Here is a 21,598-nt window from a genome sequence, read left to right on the forward strand (position 1 = left end):
GTAAGCATGCTTCCCATCTTCAAGAAGCTAGTGATCGGAGTTGAGGACTTACTGGGCGTAGTCATGCTGGGTATGGCTGCAGTTGGCCTGGCCACAACAATTTGGACTCCTCCGGAGGGTGGCCCATCCGCTGCCTTTGGCTACCTAATCTCCTTTGGTACATTTGCTGTAGCTGTTCTATTTCTTATGGCTGCTATGCATCTGCACAAGACGCAGTCATTCTCAATCAAGCTCCATGTTGCACCGTTAGCTGTGCTCTCGGTAATGGTTGTTGCGGCAAGATCCGTGCCGCACCTCTAACAATTCATTCAAGCCGATGCCGCTTCGCGGCACGGCTTAACTCCGGTGTTAGGGCTCATGAAAAGCATCTTCTTCGCCGTGCTCCTAATCTCTAGCGCCGCAGCTGCAAGTGATGGATACGAGCCTGCCGTATGGTCGTCCAACTCACGCATACTGGCCTGCTCGCCGGCAACTCTTCAATCCAATCAGACTCTCGTACTTACGTTGGGCCCCGGGCACGGCCGCGAACTAGCTATCCGTCGTGTTTCTGACAATTCTTGGTACTTCCTGGTTGTGGGCTCACCTCCGGAGGGTGAGCCACAGCTGATGGCTCCTGAAGACTTTGCCCTGGCCACACGGGTCGAGGTGCCACTATCGTCCAAAGGCCGCGCTTCAGTGGATAGCCCACTTGCGCTGATCTTCAGTCGCCCGGGATCCTATGAGGCGTACACATCGGATAACCTTGAGTCTGAGGAGGGTGGCTATGTGTGTAGGTTCACGTACACGGGCGTGAGCCCTAACAATTCATTCAAGCCGAACCCGCTTCGCGGGTCGGCTTAATTCTGGTGTTAGGGCGCAGCAATGAGCAAACTCTGCACGTCAGCCTCCTTTGTTCTTGCGCTGCTGGCGGGTTGTGCTACCAGCCCGCCAGAAGATCCGCTCTATAGCGGCGAGTACTTCTATAACTTCGAGAGTTCCTATCTCACGCCAGACGGCAAGAATGAGGCCTGGTGCATTGACGCGGGCCGGATGGGACGCGCCATGCTTCCCGCCAAGGACGTAAATGGTCAATGGGGCACCTCTCGCGTTGTTGTGCGCGGCAAGTTAGGCCCTCGCGGCAGTTACGGTGGGCTTGGCCGTTGCCAGCACGTACTGGACATCACCGAGATCGTTGAGGTATCTGATATGCGGGGTCGGGGTGAGTAGGCAGCGCCCTAACAATTCATTCAAGCCGAACCCGCTTCGCGGGTCGGCTTAATTCCGGTGTTAGCCATCAGGGGAGAGGTCAGTGGTAGACACATATTCCGGAACAGTACTCTTGGCCACCATCCTAGGATTGCTTGGTGGTGCTCTTGTCCATATCCGCTGGCTACTCAGCTTCGGCAAGACTGCCGCAACTGCGGGCAAGCCACCCTCAAATAGTAAAAGAGCCAAGCGGCTCCGTATAGCTCTCATGGTCTTAGCTATCGGTCTCGGTGGGGCGGCCGGTTTTATAGTCGGCCTGCTTGGTCACGACCAAAGACTACCTTTAATCGCAGTAATGACTCTGGCACTTCTATCGGGCTTGAGCATTGCATTCTTCGTCCGCTGGCTTAAAGGTTTCGGGCCATGATGGCTAACAACTCATTCAAGCCGACGCCGCTTCGCGGCGCGGCTTAATTCAGGCGTTAGGTTGCTTATGATCCGCGCACAGTTGCTCACTACTCAAGGCCCATATTTGGAGGCCATCGTTCGCATCAATGGACATGATCTTTGCCTCATGGATGAGTTCACTGTTTCAGCTGCAAGCGCTCCGGACATTGGCAGTGAGTTCGACCTTGAGCTAACTACGCTTCTGGATGATGACGAGACTTGGGAGGAGATGTTCTCCGGCAACTCTGAGCAAAGAATAGACTTGGTGCCTCTTGGCGGTTGGCGCTATCGGGCCTTCGGCCAAATCACCCAAATCAACCCGGTCATGGTTGATTGCGGTCTGGTGCAAGTAGAGGGTCCAGTACAATCCAATGATTCCGGGCTGACTGGTGAGTACATCGCGTTCACGATTACGCGTCTTGGTGGCTATGGATACGCAACCTAACAATTCATTCAAGCCGAACCCGCTTCGCGGGTCGGCTTAATTCAGGTGTTAGGGCCCAAATGAGTCTATTGCGTCAGTTGATGGTGGTAGGGGCTACGGCACTCGCCGCATTGCTGCTAGTCGCGGCACTCATGGCGGCGGTTGCTGCGGTGGACTCTGCAACAAACAACAATGCACTACTCAGTCCCACGTCGGCCGCCACCGTTACTTTTGGTTACACGCTCATTCTTGGCGCATTGCCGGCACTTTTGGTTGGCGCACCTGGCTATGTTCTCCTCCTTCGCAAAAGCCGTGCTCGTTGGTACTACGTCCTTGGGCTCGGCGTCCTGCCTGGCCTTGTTGCGCTTCCGCTGGACCCAAATCTTGGCCTCTGGGCAATCATCTGTGGCGCTGTCGTAGCATTGGCAACGCACTTTGTGTGCCGAGGTTTGGGCCCTAACAATTCATTCAAGCCGAACCCGCTTCGCGGGTCGGCTTAACTCAGGTGTTATGCGTGGGCAGGCGTGTTGGTGTTGTCGGCTTCGGTGATGCGCGGGATGCCGCCGTGTCATTGGCTTCGGTGTTGGTCGGTTGCTGACCTAGCTCGATCGCCCGTGCTTCCTGGCTTCGCTTCAATCGGCTTCGGATGCAGCAGGTTCGCGCCGCTCGACACGAGGATGGCTTCAGGACTTTTGGATAGGCGGCGTCGTTGGCTTCGGCCGCGAAAGCGCGGGCCACTCACTGTCCCCACTCCATCCAGTGATTTTCTCTTCGCCCGGCTTTCTCAGCTAAGATCACTTCGGCAGTCCTGGCTACCTACTACCCAGGCTGCATAACAGTTCGTTCAAGCCGAACCCGCTTCGCGGGTCGGCTTAACTCAAGGTGTTAGGGGGCAGAGATACATCCATGGGTCTCAATGCCATTTCCGGCTTGGCTCTGTGGCTCATTCCCCTTCTATTCCTTCTGTTTCCTGTGCCCTTCCTGCTACGCGGCGCCCGCACAGATCGTAAACTCATAGCGGCTACCCCCGGCTTGTTCGGCTCTGCCGTTTACATCGCCACTTTTCTAGCATCGTACTGGTCAGCCCCACCCGTCTCTAACTCAATTCTCTGGCTACACTCACTGGCTTCGGCCATACCTCTGCTGCTGCTAGCCCCTTCTGCTATGGCGCTCCGGAGCAAGTGGCTATCCATCGCGCATCTGATTACTCTGATCGGCATAGTGGGGGCTTGGCTTGTTGGCGGCGTCCTGATCGATGGGACTTCATAGTCTGCCCCCTAACAGTTCATTCAAGCCGAACCCGCTTCGCGGGTCGGCTTAATTCCGGTGTTAGGCCGCATGAGAGAAGTCCTGTGACCGCACACAAACAACTGACAGCCGCCCTTGTGGCTATAGCCTGCCTTCAGGGCTGCTCGCTAGAGCGGGTGCCATCTCTTCGGCTCGACTCACCATCCTGTCCCTCGGTATCAGTTGTTGCAGAGGGCCGACAAATGAACTTCTACGAGGTATACCTTGACATTGAGGGGCACGACTCGCAGTTGCTCGTACCCAACATTGACATGCCCGGAGACGAGAGCGTCTATGTTCTTGCCCTGCGGCCTTCCTCGGCGGGCGTCGAAGTTCTCATCTCCGACTCCGGGTACGTCAGGGACATAGACCTTCAGGTTTCGCCCCAGTGCCGCATCACTACGCTGCGGCCTAACAAGTCATTCAAGCCGAACCCGCTTCGCGGGTCGGCTTAATTCTGGTGTTAGGGGGCGATATGGAGATCATCGCATTTCAAGTTCAGGGCTCTGCTGAAGAGCCCTATCTTGTTACCTTTTCTCGCGGACTCAGCGGGTTCACTGCTGCTTGTTCCTGCCCTGCGGGGCAATCGCGCCAGAGTTGCAAGCATAGGCTTGGCATCTTGGACGGCTCATCAAAAGGGGTTGTAAGCTCCAATATCGAGCAAGTAGCCGTCGTTGCGGCTTGGCTGCCCGGCAGTCGAGTTGCTGAGGCACGTCAATTGCTTGCGGCGGCGGAAGCAGAGTTGGAGCGTGCAAAGAAGGGAGTGTCGTCGGCAAAGAGCGCGCTCGCCGCAGCTTTGCATGTCGCCCCCTAACAATTCATTCAAGCCGATGCCGCTTCGCGGCACGGCTTAATTCAGGTGTTATGCGTGGGCAGGCGTGTTGATGTTGTCGGCTTCGGTGATGCACTGACTTCCGATGCGCCGTTGGCTTCCGCATTGATCGGTTGCTGACCTAGCTCGATCGCTCGTGCTTCCTGGCTCCGCTTCAATCGGCTTCGGACGCATTGCATCTGCGCCGCTCGGCAAAGGATGGCTTCATGACCTTCGGATTGGCGGCGCCGTTGGCTTCGGCCGTAGAAGCGCGGGCCACTCTCTGCCCCCACTCCATCCAGTGATTTTCTCTTCGCCCAACTTTCTCGGCTAAGATCGGTTCCACAGGCCGGGGTGCCTACTACCTAGGCTGCATAACAGTTCGTTCAAGCCGAACCCGCTTCGCGGGTCGGCTTAACTCAAAGTGTTATGCGTGGGTTGGTGTGTTGGTGTTGTCGGCTTCGGTGATGTTCTGCTTTCTCACCCGCTCATGGCTTCGGCGTTGTTCGGTCGCTGATCTAGTCCGGTCGCCCGCATTCCCGGCTCCGCTTCAATCGGCTTCGGACGCATTGCATCTGCGCCGCTCGGCAAAGGATGGCTTCATGACCTTCGGATTGGCGGCACCACTGGCTTCGGCTTTACAAGCGCGGGCCACTCACTGTCCCCGGCTCCATCCAGTGATTTCCTCTTCGCCTACTGTTCTCGGCTAAGATCGCTTCGGCAGTCCGGGGCACCTACTACCCAGGCTGCATAACAGTTCGTTCAAGCCGAACCCGCTTCGCGGGTCGGCTTAACTCAAGGTGTTAGGCGCGGATGCAATGAACCGGAGTTGCCCAACCTGCAATAAGCCAGCGGTTAGCCCCTGGCGACTTCTTTGGCTTGGCGGCCCTCGCTGCATGCTGTGCCCTCATTGCGACTCAAAGATCAGCACTTCACCACTTAGCTTCTTAGTTCTCCTACTCTTCGGCACTTGGCTCCCGGTCGCAGGCTCCATACTTGGCGCTACGTCGTTTCAAGCCATCTTCGATCAAGATGCGCTTGTCGGTGGAGTCGCAGGGCTCTTGATCACGTCAACTTGCTTTGCCTTAATCTACTTCCGTGGCGCAAGACTGGTCCGCGCCTAACAAATCATTCAAGCCGAACCGGTAGTTCCTACGGTTTAGTGGACACCCCGACCTAACCCTCAGGAGTGTCCCAATGCCAAAGCCAGGCCCCAGAACCATCCATCGCTACAGCGATGCCTTCAAAGCCTCTGCCGTGCGTTTGAGCCAGCAGCCCGGCGTACGGGTCGGCGATGTCGCCCAGTCGCTTTACATCCATCCCTTCATGCTGTCTCGTTGGCGAAGACTCGCGCGGGAGGGCGTTATCGTGACCAAGGGTGCACCGGTGGATCCGTCGACGGCAGCCGAGCTGAAGGCGCTGCGCAAGATCAAGCGGCAGTACGAGCAACTCAAGCTCGAGCATGACCTTTTAAAAAAAGCGATCGCGTTCACTTCCGATCGAAAAGCGAAATCTTCGCCTTCATCGAACACCACAAGGAAACCTGTCCGGTGAGGGCGATGTGCCGCCTTTACCGGGTCAGTGCCGCCGGCTACTACGCCTGGGCTCGGCGACCGGTGAGTGATCGCCGGATCGAGGACGCCTCGCTGATAGAGAAGATCCGCCAGGTGCATGAGGCCAGCCGACAGACCTATGGCAGTCCCCGGGTGCATGCCGCCCTCCGGCGACAGGGAGAGCCGATCGGACGCCGTCGGGTCGAAAGGCTGATGCGGCAGGAAGGCGTGCGTGCCTGTTCGGCCCGCCTGTACCGCCGTCGCTCCGGCCTGGCGCGGTTTCTGGACAGCGTCCCGAGCCGCGCGCACGAGCAGCCCTGCCAACGACAGGATCAGGTGTGGGTCGGCGATGTCACCTACCTCAAGGTCGCCGGCCAATGGCGGTATCTGGCCACCGTGATGGATCGCTACTCCCGCCGCCTGCTGGGCTGGTCGCTGGGATCCGAACGCACGGCCTCGCTGACCCGTCGCGCCCTGACTGCCGCCCTGCGCACACGCACGCCGGCCTGCGATACGCTGTTCCACAGTGACCGCGGCATCGAGTTCATGGCCGACGACTTCAGGCAGCGACTGAGACGGTCCGGGCTGGTGCAGTCGGTCAACCGGCCGCGCCGCATGAACGACAACGCACACATGGAGTCATGGAACAAGTCGATGAAGTCGGACATGTATCATCGCCACCGCTTCAACAGTGATCGCTCGCTGCGCATGGCCGTCAACGACTACATCCAGTTCTACAACCACCAGCGCCTGCACTCGGCGCTGGGCTATCGATCACCGGTGGAGTTCGAGCAGTGCCGCTAGAGAATTGGTGTCCACTTTTTCGTAGGAACTGCCCTAGCCACATGATTGGTCGCCTATCGATGAACAACACAAGCAGCAACCGCCCATCAGCGTAGAATCCTGATTGAGCGGCTTGCGCTCCCTGCCGTCTCAGGTCGGGAAGCGGCATACCGGTGTGCCAGGCGAAGCGCGCGGTCGTTGCGAACTTCGGATACCTCGACGGGAGCTTTCCATGCAGAAGGACGACTACTGGTTCCAGGCGAAGCGCTACGGGTGGGGGTGGGGCTTGCCGTTGCGGTGGCAGGGTTGGGTCGTCTACGGCGTGGCACTGGTGCTGCTGGTCTCGGTTTTCCTGTTCTTTCCTCCCCACCGGAACGTCGTGCCCTTTCTGATCGGCACGTGGGCTGTGCTGCTGGCGCTGGTTGCGGTCTGCTGGCTGAAAGGCGAGCCGCCGCGCTGGCGCTGGGGCAAGTAGGCATTCCGCACATGGCCATGCGGACAACGCGGGCGATGCCATGCCGTCTACCGTGTTTCCGGTGAGGAACTGACGCTGATGGTGATGTCCCGCAAGCACGCGTTGATCGGTGGCATCGCCGCCATTGTCTTCGTCATTGCGTTGCAGACGTTCAACAGCGTCGGCTGCTACGACCACACGTTGTCTACGTTCCTGGCGGTGATGGGCACGTTCCTGATGGTGCCATTGCTGCCCGCCTTCGTTTCGCTGTTCACCGCCAACCCGCTGCGCGCCGTGGGCGCCTGCCTGTTGTTCGCCCCTTGGCTGGTGTTCGCCTACTACACGGACTGCGTGCGGCCCTACCAGGGCGGCGGCCCATCGATGATCTACGTCGCGGTGCTGCTGTGGGGCACGCCCTGCGCCATCGTCGGTGCGCTGCTGACCGGGCCGGTGATGCGCCTGTTCGGCGTGTCGGTGGCGCCGCGCAGGTAGGGCCTTCGGAACGCCCTACTCCGCTTCTTCCGGCGGCAACACGATGCCGTCCGGGTCCACCGCCAGACGACCCGCGGCCAACACCGCCTGCGTGCGGTTGGTGACGTGCAGCTTGCGCAGGATGGCGGTGACGTGGGCCTTGATGGTGGCTTCGGACACGCCCAGGTCGTAGGCGATCTGCTTGTTGAGACGGCCGGCCCCGAGCATCTGCAACACCTTGAACTGCTGCGGGGTGAGGTCGCGCAGGCGCTGCGCGGTTTCCTGCTCGTCGCGGCTGGTGGCCGGTGCGCTGTGCGCTTCGTCGGGCACCCAGCGTTCGCCGTCGAGCACGGCGCCGATGGCCTGGCCGATGGTGTCCGAATCGGCGGACTTGGGAATGAAGCCGAGCGCGCCGTGGTCCAGCGCGCGGCGCATCACCGCCGGCTCCTCGCGTGCCGACACGATGACCACAGGCAGCTGCGGATGCAGCGCACGCAGGTGCACCAGCGCATTGAAGCCGTGCGCGCCGGGCATGTTGAGGTCCATCAGCAGCAGGTCGGCGTCGGGATGCGCATCGACCAGCACGTACAGCGCGTCGACGCTGTCGGCCTCGTGCAGCTTCACCCCCGGCATCACCCGTTGCACGGCGCCGCGCAGGGCTTCGCGGAACAGCGGGTGGTCGTCGGCGATCAGCAGGGTAGGCATAGGAGCGAGGAGCGAGGAGTGAGTGGGGGAGTAAGGAGTGAGAGGTGCGGCGTCAGGATAGTCGAGCAAACGTGCTTCTGCCTTTTTTCACTTCTCACTCCTCTTATGTCACTCCTGCCTCACCGCACCTTGCGTTCGGCGACCAGCGATTCCACCACCGACGGATCCGCCAGCGTGGAGGTGTCGCCGAGCTGCTCGGGCGCATTCTCGGCGATCTTGCGCAGGATGCGACGCATGATCTTGCCGGAGCGCGTCTTCGGCAGGCCGGGCGCCCACTGCAGGTGGTCGGGCGTGGCGATCGGGCCGATCTCCTTGCGCACCCACGCCACCAGTTCCTTCAGCAGCTCGTCGCTCTGCGCTTCGCCGGCCTTGAGGGTGACGTAGGCGTAGATGCCCTGGCCCTTGATGTCGTGCGGGAAGCCGACCACCGCCGCTTCGGCCACCTTGGGATGCGCGACCAGCGCGCTTTCCACTTCGGCGGTGCCGATGCGGTGGCCGGAGACGTTGATGACATCGTCGACGCGGCCGGTGATCCAGTAGTAGCCATCCTCGTCGCGGCGGCAGCCGTCGCCGGTGAAGTAGGTGCCCGGGTAGGTGCGGAAATAGGTGTCGATGAACCGCTGGTGGTCGCCGTACACGGTGCGCATCTGGCCCGGCCAGGAATCCAGCAGCACCAGGTTGCCCTCGGTGGCACCATCGAGCTGTTCGCCGTTGGCGTCGACCAGCGCCGGCTTCACGCCGAAGAACGGCAGCGTGGCCGACCCGGGCTTGAGGTCGATGGCGCCGGCCAGCGGGGTGATGAGGATGCCGCCGGTCTCGGTCTGCCACCAGGTGTCGACGATCGGGCAACGGCCGTCGCCGACCACATCGTAGTACCAGCGCCAGGCTTCCGGATTGATCGGCTCGCCGACGCTGCCGAGCAGCCGCAGCGAGGCACGCGAGGTCTTCTTGACCGGCGCTTCGCCCTCGCGCATCAGCGCGCGGATGGCGGTGGGCGCGGTGTAGAAAATGGTGACCTTGTGCTTGTCGATCACTTCCCAGAAGCGCGACACGCTGGGGTAGTTCGGCACGCCTTCGAACATCACCGCCGTGGCGCCGTTGGCCAGCGGCCCGTAGACGATGTAGCTGTGCCCGGTGACCCAGCCCACGTCGGCCGTGCACCAGTAGATGTCGTCCTCGCGCAGGTCGAACACCGCCTCGTGCGTGTAGGCGGCGTACAGCAGGTAGCCGCCGGTGGTGTGCAGCACGCCCTTCGGCTTGCCGGTGGAACCGGAGGTGTAGAGGATGAAGAGCGGGTCCTCGGCGTTCATGCGTTCCGGCTCGCACTCGGCCGGCTGAGCATCGACGACGGCGTCGAACCAGCGGTCGCGCGGCATCTGCATGTCCACCGCGCCGCCGGTGTGGCGCACGACCAGGACCGTTTCCACCGAATTGGTGCCGGGCAGCTTGAGCGCGGCGTCGACGTTCGCCTTCAGCGGTACCTTCTTGCCGCCACGCAGGCCTTCGTCGGCGGTGATGATGAGTTTGCTGGCGCAGTCGGACACGCGGTCGGCGATGGAATTGGGCGCGAAGCCACCGAACACCACCGAGTGGATGGCGCCGATGCGCGCGCAGGCCAGCATGGCGACGGCGGCATCGGGAATCATCGGCAGATAGATGGTGACGCGGTCGCCCTTCTGCACGCCCAGCGCGCGCAGCGCGTTGGCCAGCTTGCAGGTGCGCTCATAGAGCTCGCGGTAGGTCACGCCGTAGGACGGCGTGTCGGGACTGTCGGCTTCGAACAGCAGGGCGACCTTGTCGCCGCGCTCGGCCAGCTGGCGGTCCAGGCAGTTGACGCTGGCGTTGAGCTCGCCGTCGGCGAACCAGCGGATGCGGAAGTCGTCCAGCGCGTAGTTGACGTCCTTCACCTGGGTCGGCTTGGTGAACCAGTCCAGCCGCTCGGCGGCCTTGCCCCAGAACGCGTCGGGATCGTCGATCGAGGCCTGGTAGTCGCGCAGGTACTGCTCGCGCGTGATGCGGGTCTTGGCGGCGAATTCCGGCTTGACCGGATACAGGTCAGTCATGAGGTCCTCCCGGGACGTTCAAATGATGCGTCGATTCTGAAGCAAGCGGGGCGGAAGGCGCGCGTCCGGCGGGACGACGCAGGCGCATCCGGGGCATCGAGTTTGACGCATACCGGCGTGCGGCATTGCAGCATCCCACTTAGACGATGGTCTTAAAGTCCGCGCACCGCCTGCCTGCGACAGAACGCCGCACCCCTGTTTTTCCGGCACTTCGTCTTTGCTGCAGCGCCGTTACGACTAATGGCGAATAGGCGTCGCCGGCATGCAGGCGCAAGTCTCCCTCCAGCCGCGCAACGCGGCCATCAACCTTTCGGGAGGGGTTATGACCCAACGTTCCGCATTCGCGCGACGGCCACTGGCCGCCGCGCTGTTCGTCGCCTTGATCGCGCCGGGGATGGCGTTCGCACAGACCGCCAAGGAGAAGGCGCTGGAAGCCCGCGTGGCCGATCTGGAGCGGCAGGTGCAACTGCTGCTGTCCGCGCAGCAGCAACAGCAGACCCAGATCACCACCACGCAGGAACAGGTGACGCAGGTGCAGGCCAAGCAGGCCACCGCACCGGCCGCCGTCCCCGCGGGCAAGCAGCCGATCCAGAACACCACCATCCTGACGGCGTCCAACCCGGGGAGCACGTTCTCCTACGGCGGCTTCATCAAGATGGACGCGATGGTCACCGACACCAGCGACGGTCGCATCGCCGACGGCAACTCCGGCCGCCTGTTCTACGTGCCCAGCACCATTCCGGTCGGTGGCCCGACCGCCGACGGTGGCGATGTGTATACCGACTTCCACGCGCAATTCTCGCGCTTCTGGCTGAGCGCGGACCATGTCACCGACAACGGCGACAAGTTCAAGGGTTTCGTCGAGATGGACTTCTTCGGCGGCGGCAGCAATGCGCTGGCCGGCAACGAAACCGCGACCAACACCTACGCCGTCAGCCTGCGCCACGCCTACGTGAGCTGGAACAACTGGCTGGCCGGCCAGACGTGGTCCAACTTCATGGACGTGGCGGCACTGCCGGACGCCGTCGACTTCGTCGGCCCCACCGACGGCACGGTCTTCGTGCGCCAGGCGCAGGTGCGCTACACCAAGGGTCCGTGGTCGTTCTCGATCGAGAACCCGCAGACCACCGTCACCCCCTACCTCACTGGTGCGCGCTTCAACAGCGGGGACAACGCCGCGCCGGACGTCACCGCACGCTGGCTGACCAAGGGCGACTGGGGCCACTTCACCGTGGCCGGCATGGTGCGCCAGTTCAAGGTACTGGACGAAACCGATACCGGCGCCTCCGTCAGCGTGTCGGGCAAGTTCAACCTGGGCAAGAGCGACGACATCCGTTATGCGGTGAACGCGGGTCAGGGCATCGGCCGCTACCTCGCCTTCGGCGTGGGCAGCGACGTGGTGACCGAAGCCAATGGCGACATCAACGCGCTGGACGGGTACGGCGGCTTCGTCGCCTGGCGGCACGTGTTCAGTCCGAAAGTCCGTACCAACCTGATGTATGCGGCCTCGCATTTCGACAACGACGCCGCGCTCACCGGCTTCGGCGTCACCGAGCGCACGCAGTCCATGCACGCCAACGTGATCTATTCGCCGTTCCCGAAACTGGACATCGGCGCGGAGCTCATCTACGGGCAGCGTTCGCTCGAGGACGACCGCGAAGGCGACCTGAAGCGTCTGCACACCACCGTCAAGTACACATTCTGAGGGGAATCCACATGAGTTCCACGTCCGTGCAGCATTCGTCGAAGGGCGAGCTGACGAAGGGCCACAAGAAGGTCATCTTCGCCTCCAGCCTAGGCACCGTGTTCGAGTGGTACGACTTCTATCTCTACGGATCGCTGGCGGCCATCATCGCCAAGCAGTTCTTCAGTGGCGTCAATCCGACCACCGGCATGATCTTCGCGCTGCTGGCGTTCGCGGCGGGCTTCTTCGTGCGTCCGTTCGGTGCGGCCTTCTTCGGCAGCCTGGGCGACCGCATCGGCCGCAAGTACACGTTCCTGGTCACCATCCTGATCATGGGCATCTCGACCTTCCTGGTCGGCGTGCTGCCCAACTACGCATCGATCGGCATGGCCGCACCCGTCATCCTCATCGTGCTGCGACTGGCCCAGGGCCTGGCGATGGGCGGCGAGTACGGCGGCGCGGCCACCTACGTGGCCGAGCATGCGCCGGACGGCAAGCGCGGCCTGTACACGGCCTTCATCCAGACCACAGCCACGCTGGGCCTGTTCCTGTCGCTGCTGGTGATCCTGGCGTGCCGCCTGTCGCTGGGCACCGAAGCGTTCGAAGCCTGGGGCTGGCGCATTCCGTTCCTGGCGTCGATCATTTTGCTGGGCATTTCGGTGTGGATCCGCCTGCAGCTGAGCGAATCCCCGCTGTTCCAGCAGATGAAGGCCGAAGGCAAGGGCTCGAAGACGCCGTTCCGTGATTCGCTGAAGGGCGGCAACCTGAAGCTGATGCTGCTGGTGCTGTTCGGCGCCACCGCCGGCCAGGCCGTGGTGTGGTACGCCGGCCAGTTCTACGCGCTGTTCTACCTGCAGAGCATCCTGAAGGTCGACTCCACCGTCGCCTACCTGCTGATCGCCGCCGCCCTCGCGCTGGCCACGCCGTTCTTCCTGTTCTTCGGCTGGCTGTCGGACCGCATCGGCCGCAAGAAGATCATCATGGCGGGCTGCCTGCTGGCTGCGGTGACCTACTTCCCGATCTTCAAGGGCATCACCCACTTCGCCAATCCGGGCGTGGAAGAGGCCAGCCGTACCTCGCCGGCGATCGTGGTGGCGGATCCGGACACCTGCTCGTTCCAGTTCGATCCGGTCGGCGTGCGCAAGTTCACGAGCTCCTGCGACGTCGCCACGGCCGCACTGGCCCGCGCCGGTGTTCCCTACTCGGTCCAGGCCGCTCCCGTGGGTTCGGTGGCGAAGGTCAATGTGGGCGCCACCTCGGTCGCCTCGTTCGAAGCCGCCGGCCTGTCCGGCGACGATGCGAAGGCCAAGACCGCGGCCTTCGGCGGCGAACTGAAGGCCGCGCTGGGTACGGCCGGCTATCCGGAGAAGGCGGACACGGATCGCATCAACAAGCCGATGACGATCCTGCTGCTGTGGATCCTGGTGATCTACGTGACCATGGTGTACGGCCCGATCGCCGCCTACCTGGTCGAGCTGTTCCCCACGCAGATCCGCTACACCTCGATGTCGCTGCCGTACCACATCGGCAACGGCTGGTTCGGCGGCTTCCTGCCGGCGATCTCCTTCGCACTGGTCGCGGCCACCGGCAACCTGTACTACGGCCTGTGGTACCCGATCGGCATCGCGGTGATGACGCTGATCATCGGCACGTTCTTCCTGCGCGAGACGAAGAACGTCGACATCACGAAGTAACCGTTCCTCCCCCGCCGGCCCCTTCAAGGGCCGGCAACCCCGACGCCGGCCTTCGTGGCCGGCGTTTTCTTTTGCCCGAACCGGCCACGCGATACGCTGGCCACCCATCGCACGAGGCCATCGTCATGCCGCTGATCACCCTCACCGTCCGTGCGCCGAAGGACGATGCCTTCAAGTCGTCCATCCTCGATGCGGTGCACGCTGCGCTGGTCGCGTCCGGCGTACCGGCCACCGACCGCTTCCAGCGCGTGCTGGAACTGCCGGCGGAGGATTTCCGCTACGACCCGGCGTATCCGGACGTGGCAGGCGCGCGCGACGACGACTTCGCACTGATCGAGATCCTGTGGTCCGTCGGTCGCAGCGTGAAGGTGAAGAAGGCGCTGCTCGCGGACCTGATGCAGCGGCTGTCCGCCGCGGGCAGGAATCCGGAGAACGTCATGGTCTGCTTCAAGGAGACCACGTGGGAGAACTGGGCGTTCGCGGGCGGACGCCTGGTCCACGCGCCATGACGCTCAGCGCGGTGGCGCAGCCAGTTCCTTCGCGCTGAGGAAGCCGTCGCCGTCGGCATCCTGCCGCGTGAAGCGCGCCGCGAGCTGGGCGAGATGCGCCTCGCGGGTGATCGGCTTGCCGCGCCCGCCGGGCAACTCGTCGACGGACAGCACGCCATCACGGTTGCGGTCCATGCCGTCGAAGGCGTAGCTCATCCAGGCCTGGTATTCGGCCAGGCTGACGCGGCCGTCACCGTCGGTGTCCATGCGTGCAAGGTACTCGCCGGTGGCGTTGACCTGCGCCATCGCGAGCGGTGGCATGCAGAACAGGCAGAGCGTGGGCAGAAGGCGGCGCATGCCGGCATTGTAGGGGCGACCGCCGCCGGCCGCGTGATGCGGTCGATCCTGTCGCGGCCCCGTCCTCGGCCCGCCGGAGGATTCGGGTACGCTGCACGTGCACCGAGCCCTCCCCGCCCCGATGAACCTGCCAGCCTCCCCTACCACGGCCGCGGCGACCGCGCCCCTGTTCGAACTGGACCGCGCCACCGTCGTGCGCGGCGCCACCCGCGTGCTGCACGACCTGTCGCTGACCATTCCGCTGGGCCAGCACACGGCGATCCTCGGGCCGAACGGCGGCGGCAAGTCGACCTTCATCAAGCTGATCAACCGCGAGCTGTATCCGCTGGCGCGCGAAGGCGATGCGCCGGTGAAGGTGTTCGGCCTGCGCCGCTGGAACGTCAACGAGCTGCGCAATCGCCTTGGCGTGGTGACCAGCGACCTGACCCGCGACCTGCAGCAGATGCCCTACCTGCGCGTGGAGGATGCGGTGGTCACCGGCTTCTTCTCCAGCTTCGTGGTGCCGCCGCACCGGCAGATCGACGCCGGCATGCGCGCGCGGGCGCACGATGCGCTGGAGCAGGTGCGTGCGTCCACGCTGGCCGACCGCCCTGTCGCGGAACTGTCCACCGGCGAGATGCGGCGCGTGCTGATCGCGCGCGCGCTGGTGCACGAACCGCAGGCGCTGCTGCTGGACGAACCCACCGCCGGCCTGGACCTGGTGGCGCGGCAGCACTTCCTGGGGCTGATGCGGTCGCTGGCGCAGCGCGGGATCACCCTGGTGCTGGTGACGCACCACATCGAAGAGATCATTCCCGAGATCGACCGCGTGCTGCTGTTGCGCGACGGCGCGGTCTGCGCCGACGGCGACCGCGCGGCGACGCTGACCGATGCGCATCTCAGCCATGCGTTCGGCGGACCCGTGCGCGTGCGCTGCGAGGACGGCTTCTACAGCGCGGTGCCCGGTCATGCCTGAGCTGCCCGAGGTCGAGACCACGCGCCGCGGCCTGGCGCCGCACATCGAAGGCCGGCGCATCCAGGCGGTGACGCTGCGCCGCCCGGACCTGCGCTGGCCGATCCCGGCGGAGATCGTGCAGGACCTGCCCGGCCAGCGCATCGACGCCGTGCGCCGGCGTGCCAAGTACCTGCTGGTGGACACGGCCGCCGGCAGCGCGCTGCTGCACCTGGGCATGTCCGGCAGCCTGCGCGTGCTGCCGACCGACACGCCGGTGACCGCACACGACCACGTCGACATCGCGCTGCAGGGCAAGGAACACCGCGTGCTGCGCTTCAACGATCCACGCCGATTCGGCTGCCTGCTGTGGCAGCCCCCCGGCGAGATCCACCCGCTGCTGCAGGGGCTTGGACCGGAGCCGCTGTCGGACGACTTCGATGGCGACTACCTGTTCGAGCTGAGCCGGGGCCGCAAGGCACCGGTGAAGACCTTCCTGATGGACCAGGCAGTGGTGGTGGGCGTGGGCAACATCTATGCGGCCGAGAGCCTGTTCCGCGCCGGCATTTCGCCGCTGCGTGCGGCTGGCAAGGTCTCGCGGGACCGGTACGTGGCGCTGGCGGCGGCAGTGAAGGACATCCTGGCGTACGCGATCACCCGGGGCGGCACCACGCTGCGGGACTTCCTGAGCCCGGACGGGGCGCCGGGCTACTTCGAGCAGGAGCTGTCGGCGTACGGGCGGGGCGGCGAACCCTGCCCGCGCTGCGGCCGGCCGATGAAGCAGGCCAGCATCGGCCAGCGGGCCACGGTCTGGTGCGGGCATTGCCAGCGCTGACTCCCTGAGGGGCCGGCCCCGTCCTCACGTCATGTGAGGTAAATGACGTTATATTCCCGCCCTTGGCTCGTGGGGAAGACGGATGGCCGACGCACCTGACATCACCTTGTGGCTGGATTCGGCCCGTGGCGGCGACCGCGCCGCGCTGGACCGCGTGCTGGCCACGCTGTACCAGGAACTGCACACCATGGCGCGCCGCCAGCTGTCGGGACAGCACGGCTACACGCTGGACGCGACCGCGCTGGTGCACGAGTCCTACCTGAAGCTGCTCGGTTCCACCGGCACGGCCAAGTTCGAGGACCGCGCCCACTTCTTCGCCTATGCCGCCTCGTCGATGCGCAGCGTGGTGGTGGACTACGCCCGCAGCCGGCTGGCGCGCAAGCGCGGTGGCGACCTCAAGCGCGTGGCCGACATTCCGGAAGAAGTCGAAGGCAACCTGCGCCTGGACGAGGACATGCTGGCGCTGAACGACGCGCTGGAGAAGCTGGCCGCCGCCGACGAGCGCCTGGCCCAGGTGGTGGAGATGCGCTATTTCGCCGGCCTGTCGGAACTGGAGATCGCCGAGCTGCTGCAGCGCTCCGAGCGCAGCATCCGCCGCGACTGGCAGAAGGCCCGCCTGTTCCTGCTGTCGGCGATGGCGGACAGCTGAGCCGGCTCCACCCGCACCGCGCCGATGGACGTCGACCGCTGGAAACGCCTGTCCCCGCTGCTGGACGTCCTGCTGGAGCTGGAGCCCGAGGCGCGTGCGGAACAACTCGAGATCCTGCGCGCGGATGATCCGGACACCGCTCAAGAACTCGAGAAGCTGCTCGCGCTGGAGGAGGAAGGCGACGGCTTCATCGACCAGCCGCTGGTCGACAAGCCCGGCCAGCTGAAGCCAGGTACCCGCGTCGGCCCCTACCAGCTGGAATCGCTGCTCGGCGAAGGCGGCATGGGCATGGTGTGGCTGGCATCGCGTGCGGACGGCCTGTACCAGCGCCGCGTCGCGCTGAAACTGCTGCGCCCCGGTCTGGCCGACCCCAACCTGCGCCTGCGCTTCACCCGCGAACGCGAAATCCTGGCGCGGCTGGAACACCCCAACATCGCGCGCCTGCTCGATGCCGGCGTCGGCAGCGAGGGCCAGCCCTACCTGGCGCTGGAGTACGTGGAAGGCGTGTCGATCACCGACTACTGCCTGGCCAACAACATCGGGCTGGAAGCGCGGCTGGCGCTGTTCCTGCAGGTCTGCGAAGCGGTCAGCCACGCCCACGCCAACCTGATCGTCCATCGCGACCTCAAGCCGTCCAATATCCTCGTCACACCGACCGGCGACGTGCGCCTGCTGGACTTCGGCATCGCCAAGCTCCTCGACGACCCCGAGCCGGTGGCGGTGCATCCACGCACCGAGGTGCGCGCCTTCACCCTGCACTACGCGGCACCGGAACAGGTGCGCGGCGAGCTCGTCACCACCATGACCGACGTGTATTCGCTCGGCGTGGTGCTGTACGAACTGATCGCCGGCACCAAGCCGTACCGGTTGCGCCGGCAGACCGACGCCGAATGGGAGCAGGCCATCCTGGCGGTGGAACCGCTCAAGCCCTCGGTCGCCACACTGCGCACCACCGACGGCAGCCGCAACCAGGATCCGGACGCGCGCCGCACGGCGCGCAAGCTGGCGGGCGACCTGGACAACATCACGCTCAAGGCCCTGCAGAAGGCGCCGGAGCAACGCTACGCGTCGGTCGAGGCGCTGTCGCTGGACCTGCAGCGGCATATCGAAGGACGCCCCGTCCACGCGCGTCCGCAGAGCGTGGGCTATCGCGTGCACAAGTACCTGGTGCGCCACCGCTGGGCGCTGGCGACGGGCGGCCTGGCCACCACCGTGCTGGTCGCCGCGCTGGCGGCCAGCGTGTGGCAGGGACGCCAGGCGATGCGCGAGACCGCGCGCGCGCAGGCGATGCAGGACTTCGTGATCGGCCTGTTCGACAACGCCAGCGCGTCGCAGCAGGGCAGCACCTTCGATGCGCGCGAACTGCTGGCGGCGGGTGAGCGCCGCGGCGAGCGCGAGCTGGCCAACGAGCCGCGCGCGCAGGCGGAACTGCTGGGCGTGATCGCACGCCTGCGGCTGGGCCTGGGCGATTACCACGAATCGCTCGCCCTGCTGGAGAAACAGGCGCGCGTGCTGGCGGCGACCGACGATGTCCCCGACAGCCTGCGCCTGCAGGCGGCCACGCAGCACGGTCGCGTGCTGCGTCTGCTCGGCCGCTCGCGCCAGTGCGTGCAGGCTATGGTCCCGATGGAGGCACGCCTGGGCGCGCTCGAATCGCGGCTGCCCTTGCGCGTGGCCGAGTTCCAGTCGCAGAACGGGCGCTGCCGCGCGGATGCCGGCGAGAAGCAGGTCGCGCGCCAGATGTTCGACCGTTCGCTGGAGATCCGTCGTGGCCTGAAGGACGAAGCCGGGGTCGCCGAGAACATGCGCGACCTGGCGCAGCTCGATGTGGAACTGGGCAATGCCGAGGCCGGTGCCCGCGGCTACCGGGCGGCGCTCGCGCACCTGCAGGCGCATGGTCACGCGCGGCACCCGCTGGCCGTGGAGATCCTGCGCAGCCTGGCCATCCTCTATCGCAACCGCGGCGAGACCGACGCCGCGCTGGCGAATTTCGAGCGCGCGCGCGACCTGGCGCAGGACATCCACGGACCGCAACACCCGATCACCCAGGCCGTGCGCCGGCAAGTGGCGGCCATCCATGTCGATCTCGGGCAGCTGCACCGCGCCGAGGCGGAAATGCGCGAACTGCACGCGCTGACGCTGCAGACGGTGGGCCCGCAGCATCGCGATGCCGCGGCCAGCTGGAACTCGCTGGGCATCATCGCGTGGGAGCGTGGCGACTACGAAGCCGCCACGCGCGACGTCGGTCACGCCGTCGATATCCTGCGCCGCCTGGACAACGAGCAGCTCCTGCCCAGCAGCCTGTTCAATTACGGCATGGTGCTGCACGGCGCCGGCCGCGACGACGAAGCGCTGGCCGCGCTGGAGGAGACGCGCCGGATCCGCGTCCGCACGATCGGCGCCAGCCATGCGCTCGTCGGCGAAACCGATCGCATGATCGGCGAGGTCCTGGCCGCGCAGGGCAAGCTGGAATCAGCGACGGAGCATTTCGATCGCGCCGTGCGGCTCACCCGCGTCGGCTTCGGTCCGAACCACCCGCGCACCTGGTTCGCGGAACTGTCGATGGCGCGCCACCTCACCCGCCTGGGCCGGCCGGCGGACGCCCTCGCCACGCTGCAGCGGCTGGCCCGCCACGAAGGCGGCGGCAGCGAGGCACCGAAGCTGCGCTGGCAGGCGCGCGCCTATCTCGGCGAAGCGCACTGCCGCCTCGGCGGGCGCGAACGCGACCGTGGCCGCAACGAACTCGATGCCCTGGTGGGCGAGCTGCGCGCAGCGCAGCCGGATGGCGGCGTCATTCCCCGCGAAGCCGCCGACATCCGCGCCGCCTGCCACTGAGGCGGCTCACGCCAGCGGCAGCGACTGCTGCTGGGACTCGATGCGGCCTTCCCCGCGCGCGATCTTCTTGAACTCGGCGCGGCTGACCGACACGTAGCGCTCGTTGCCGCCGATCTCCACCTGCGGCCCGTCCTGTACGGCCAGCCCCTGCTCGTTGACGCGCACGGTCATGGTCGCCTTCTTGCCGGTATGGCAGATCGTCTTGATCTCGCTCATTTCGTCGGCCCAGGCCAGCAGGTACTGGCTGCCCTCGAACAGCTCGCCGCGGAAATCGGTGCGCAGGCCATAACACAGCACCGGAATGCGCAGCGCATCCACCACGTCGCTGAGCTGCCAGACCTGCGCGCGGGTCAGGAACTGCGCTTCGTCCACCAGCACGCAGTCGAGCTTGCCGTGCACGGCGATGTCGTCGCGCACCCACCGCTCCAGATCGTCATGCCGGTCGAACGCCACCGCTTCGGCGCGCAACCCGATGCGCGACGCCACCACGCCGCTTCCGGCACGGTCGTCCAGCCGCGGCGTCAGGATCGCCACGCGCATCCCCCGCTCACGGTAGTTGTGCGCGGACTGCAGCAGCGTGGTGGTCTTTCCGGCGTTCATCGCCGAGTAGTAGAAGTAGAGCTTGGCCAACCTGGATATTCCTAGGGTATTGATTTATATGATGTTAGTCCCGGACACACTAGAAGGCATCCGTTCCGTACCCCATCGATACCCCGAATGAAATGGGTAATCGAGATGGCGCGCCAGGGACCCGGGTTTAGTAATCCTAAGCCACACTTTCCTGTAGAGGGTTGAGGAGCGGGTACCGCTCCTCGGCACGCCACGATGAAGGCGATATCGCTCGCGGAAAGATTTGGCTGCACTCAACAACGGAGATGGCTGAAATGAGATCGATGGCTTTGACCCGGCTTCTCCTGCTCGCGCTTTCCTGGGCTGGTCCAACTAGCGCTCAGACCGCTCCCTACCCGCTCGGGGAATGCCCCGCGCTCCCGTCGTATGTCGCGCAATCGTTACGCTGGGAAGTGCTGCGGTTACCGAACATACTGATGTGCCGCGCCATGCGGACCGAAGACGGCGCGGAAGCATTTGCGCTCACGTTCAGTTCCGAATCTCCGCTCAGGCCGCGCGATCGCGACCGCGCAGAGCGGGGCATGCTCGACGGCAAGGAAGTGCAGTGGTATCGCAGCGAGATAGCCAACGACCCGACGTTACTGATCCGCGAGGCGCTGATCCAACTCGGTGAACAACGGGTCATCCACATCATGGTGCGCACAAGTGATGCCGAAACTCTGGCCAAATACCAGCAGTTGGCGCTATCGCTCACGTTTTCAGCCAATCAGGATCATTGAGCCGGCTGGCATGGCCCATGGTTGCTTGGCACGCCCCGGACCGACTCATGTCGTCAGCAATCGGTAGCAAGAGCATAAAAGTGTCAGGCGGGGCAACCGCAATCGTTTTGGTGAAAGAGGTTGGTTCCTTCTCCGCGCATCTCGAATCCGGTACCGTCGGACCGGCACATCCTGATACTGAGATTGCCCACGAAACCAGTGCGGCTGACGCTCATCTTGCGCAAGCCGCGTCCCAGATGGATCGCCTGCCGCGGCTTCGCCATGGTATCGCCATAAACTCGCGGCCCCGCATCAGTGCATCGCGGCGCTCGCTTTCGGTCAGTTCGACCCACTAGCGCTCCCGGAACGCCACCATGTCCGGACAGAGCCGTTCAGCCGACAGGTCGATCCATGCATACGCCAGCGGTAGATCCTGCTCCACGCCGATGTCGCGCCAGCACATGTCGGCCACCATCGCCTGCGGCGACGTGTAGTCGAAACGGGCGCTCTTCTTCAGTCGCCTCAACGCTTCCGGATCATCTCCGCCGTTGTAGGCCAGCAGGCCGTCACGACGCCAGCGCAGATCCGGATGGCAGGCCATGAATTCCTCCGCG

Annotated in this window: 21 protein-coding genes; 16 read left to right on the top strand and 5 right to left on the bottom strand. The window is 64.5% G+C overall.

Features of this window, described 5'->3' with window-relative positions:
- The first annotated feature begins 6 nt into the window (after positions 1-6).
- The 8 genes from ACGHX3_RS18520 (at position 7) to ACGHX3_RS18555 (ending at position 7,436) form a co-directional block, all read left to right on the top strand.
- Positions 7-300 carry a hypothetical protein gene (locus ACGHX3_RS18520; RefSeq protein ID WP_394695788.1) on the top strand — a complete coding sequence of 98 codons (294 nt, stop codon included), beginning with the start codon at positions 7-9 and terminating at the stop codon, positions 298-300.
- A 561-nt stretch (positions 301-861) separates the two neighbouring features.
- Positions 862-1,206 (top strand): hypothetical protein, encoded by a 345-nt coding sequence (locus ACGHX3_RS18525; RefSeq protein WP_394695789.1) that lies wholly within the window; start codon positions 862-864, stop codon positions 1,204-1,206.
- 472 nt (positions 1,207-1,678) lie between these two features.
- Positions 1,679-2,077, top strand: a complete 399-nt coding sequence (locus ACGHX3_RS18530) for a hypothetical protein (RefSeq protein ID WP_394695790.1) — start codon at positions 1,679-1,681, stop codon at positions 2,075-2,077.
- 1,741 nt (positions 2,078-3,818) lie between these two features.
- Positions 3,819-4,157 (top strand): hypothetical protein, encoded by a 339-nt coding sequence (locus tag ACGHX3_RS18535; RefSeq protein ID WP_394695791.1) that lies wholly within the window; start codon positions 3,819-3,821, stop codon positions 4,155-4,157.
- 1,194 nt (positions 4,158-5,351) lie between these two features.
- Complete coding sequence (locus tag ACGHX3_RS18540; protein WP_213605476.1) at positions 5,352-5,708, top strand: transposase; 357 nt, start codon at positions 5,352-5,354, stop codon at positions 5,706-5,708.
- Entirely contained in the window at positions 5,678-6,511 is an 834-nt protein-coding gene (locus ACGHX3_RS18545) for an IS3 family transposase (RefSeq protein ID WP_394697330.1), read from the top strand. Before ACGHX3_RS18540 ends, ACGHX3_RS18545 begins: the two co-directional genes overlap by 31 nt.
- Before the next feature lie 211 nt (positions 6,512-6,722).
- Positions 6,723-6,965: a hypothetical protein gene (locus ACGHX3_RS18550; RefSeq protein ID WP_394695792.1), complete on the top strand. Its 243-nt coding sequence runs from the start codon at positions 6,723-6,725 to the stop codon at positions 6,963-6,965.
- A gap of 78 nt (positions 6,966-7,043) precedes the next feature.
- Entirely contained in the window at positions 7,044-7,436 is a 393-nt protein-coding gene (locus ACGHX3_RS18555; protein ID WP_394695793.1) for a Na+:solute symporter, read from the top strand.
- 15 nt (positions 7,437-7,451) lie between these two features.
- On the opposite strand, the gene ACGHX3_RS18560 is transcribed toward ACGHX3_RS18555, so the two are convergent.
- Both ACGHX3_RS18560 and acs read right to left on the bottom strand, forming a co-directional pair.
- The gene (locus tag ACGHX3_RS18560; RefSeq protein WP_162339342.1) at positions 7,452-8,120 is read right to left on the bottom strand and encodes a response regulator transcription factor; all 669 of its coding nucleotides are present in this window, start codon (positions 8,118-8,120) and stop codon (positions 7,452-7,454) included.
- A 119-nt stretch (positions 8,121-8,239) separates the two neighbouring features.
- Complete coding sequence (gene acs / locus ACGHX3_RS18565) at positions 8,240-10,183, bottom strand: acetate--CoA ligase (protein WP_394695794.1); 1,944 nt, start codon at positions 10,181-10,183, stop codon at positions 8,240-8,242.
- A 322-nt stretch (positions 10,184-10,505) separates the two neighbouring features.
- On the opposite strand from acs, the gene ACGHX3_RS18570 reads away from it, so the two are divergent.
- The 3 genes from ACGHX3_RS18570 to ACGHX3_RS18580 all read left to right on the top strand — a co-directional run bounded on the left by ACGHX3_RS18570 (position 10,506) and on the right by ACGHX3_RS18580 (position 14,070).
- Complete coding sequence (locus ACGHX3_RS18570; RefSeq protein WP_162339340.1) at positions 10,506-11,888, top strand: DcaP family trimeric outer membrane transporter; 1,383 nt, start codon at positions 10,506-10,508, stop codon at positions 11,886-11,888.
- An 11-nt stretch (positions 11,889-11,899) separates the two neighbouring features.
- Complete coding sequence (locus ACGHX3_RS18575; RefSeq protein ID WP_394695795.1) at positions 11,900-13,561, top strand: MFS transporter; 1,662 nt, start codon at positions 11,900-11,902, stop codon at positions 13,559-13,561.
- Positions 13,562-13,686: 125 nt separating this feature from the next.
- Positions 13,687-14,070: a tautomerase family protein gene (locus ACGHX3_RS18580; RefSeq protein WP_394695796.1), complete on the top strand. Its 384-nt coding sequence runs from the start codon at positions 13,687-13,689 to the stop codon at positions 14,068-14,070.
- Positions 14,071-14,073: 3 nt separating this feature from the next.
- Here ACGHX3_RS18580 and ACGHX3_RS18585 read toward each other — a convergent pair whose 3' ends face one another.
- Positions 14,074-14,406, bottom strand: coding sequence for an EF-hand domain-containing protein (locus ACGHX3_RS18585; RefSeq protein WP_394695797.1), 333 nt, complete (start codon positions 14,404-14,406; stop codon positions 14,074-14,076).
- Between the two features lie 121 nt (positions 14,407-14,527).
- Here ACGHX3_RS18585 and ACGHX3_RS18590 point away from each other — a divergent pair, with 121 nt between their 5' ends.
- From ACGHX3_RS18590 to ACGHX3_RS18605, 4 genes are all read left to right on the top strand, one after another.
- Positions 14,528-15,361, top strand: a complete 834-nt coding sequence (locus ACGHX3_RS18590; protein ID WP_394695798.1) for an ABC transporter ATP-binding protein — start codon at positions 14,528-14,530, stop codon at positions 15,359-15,361.
- The gene (gene mutM / locus ACGHX3_RS18595; protein ID WP_394695799.1) at positions 15,354-16,172 is read left to right on the top strand and encodes a bifunctional DNA-formamidopyrimidine glycosylase/DNA-(apurinic or apyrimidinic site) lyase; all 819 of its coding nucleotides are present in this window, start codon (positions 15,354-15,356) and stop codon (positions 16,170-16,172) included. The genes ACGHX3_RS18590 and mutM overlap by 8 nt, the downstream gene beginning before the upstream one ends.
- 82 nt (positions 16,173-16,254) lie before the next feature.
- On the top strand, positions 16,255-16,821 hold the full coding sequence (locus ACGHX3_RS18600) for an ECF-type sigma factor (protein WP_162338950.1): 567 nt from the start codon (positions 16,255-16,257) through the stop codon (positions 16,819-16,821).
- A 24-nt stretch (positions 16,822-16,845) separates the two neighbouring features.
- Positions 16,846-19,656, top strand: coding sequence for a tetratricopeptide repeat protein (locus ACGHX3_RS18605; RefSeq protein ID WP_394695800.1), 2,811 nt, complete (start codon positions 16,846-16,848; stop codon positions 19,654-19,656).
- Positions 19,657-19,662: 6 nt separating this feature from the next.
- Here the strand turns inward: ACGHX3_RS18605 and ACGHX3_RS18610 are convergent, their stop codons facing one another.
- A complete protein-coding gene (locus ACGHX3_RS18610; RefSeq protein WP_394695801.1) occupies positions 19,663-20,286 on the bottom strand; it encodes a thymidine kinase in 624 nt (207 codons plus the stop codon).
- 428 nt (positions 20,287-20,714) lie between these two features.
- On the opposite strand from ACGHX3_RS18610, the gene ACGHX3_RS18615 reads away from it, so the two are divergent.
- Positions 20,715-21,005 carry a hypothetical protein gene (locus ACGHX3_RS18615; RefSeq protein WP_394695802.1) on the top strand — a complete coding sequence of 97 codons (291 nt, stop codon included), beginning with the start codon at positions 20,715-20,717 and terminating at the stop codon, positions 21,003-21,005.
- A gap of 331 nt (positions 21,006-21,336) precedes the next feature.
- Here ACGHX3_RS18615 and ACGHX3_RS18620 read toward each other — a convergent pair whose 3' ends face one another.
- The gene (locus ACGHX3_RS18620; protein WP_394695803.1) at positions 21,337-21,585 is read right to left on the bottom strand and encodes a hypothetical protein; all 249 of its coding nucleotides are present in this window, start codon (positions 21,583-21,585) and stop codon (positions 21,337-21,339) included.
- Positions 21,586-21,598: the final 13 nt, after the last annotated feature.

The organism is Pseudoxanthomonas japonensis (assembly GCF_043632995.1).
Taxonomy (GTDB): domain Bacteria; phylum Pseudomonadota; class Gammaproteobacteria; order Xanthomonadales; family Xanthomonadaceae; genus Pseudoxanthomonas_A; species Pseudoxanthomonas_A japonensis.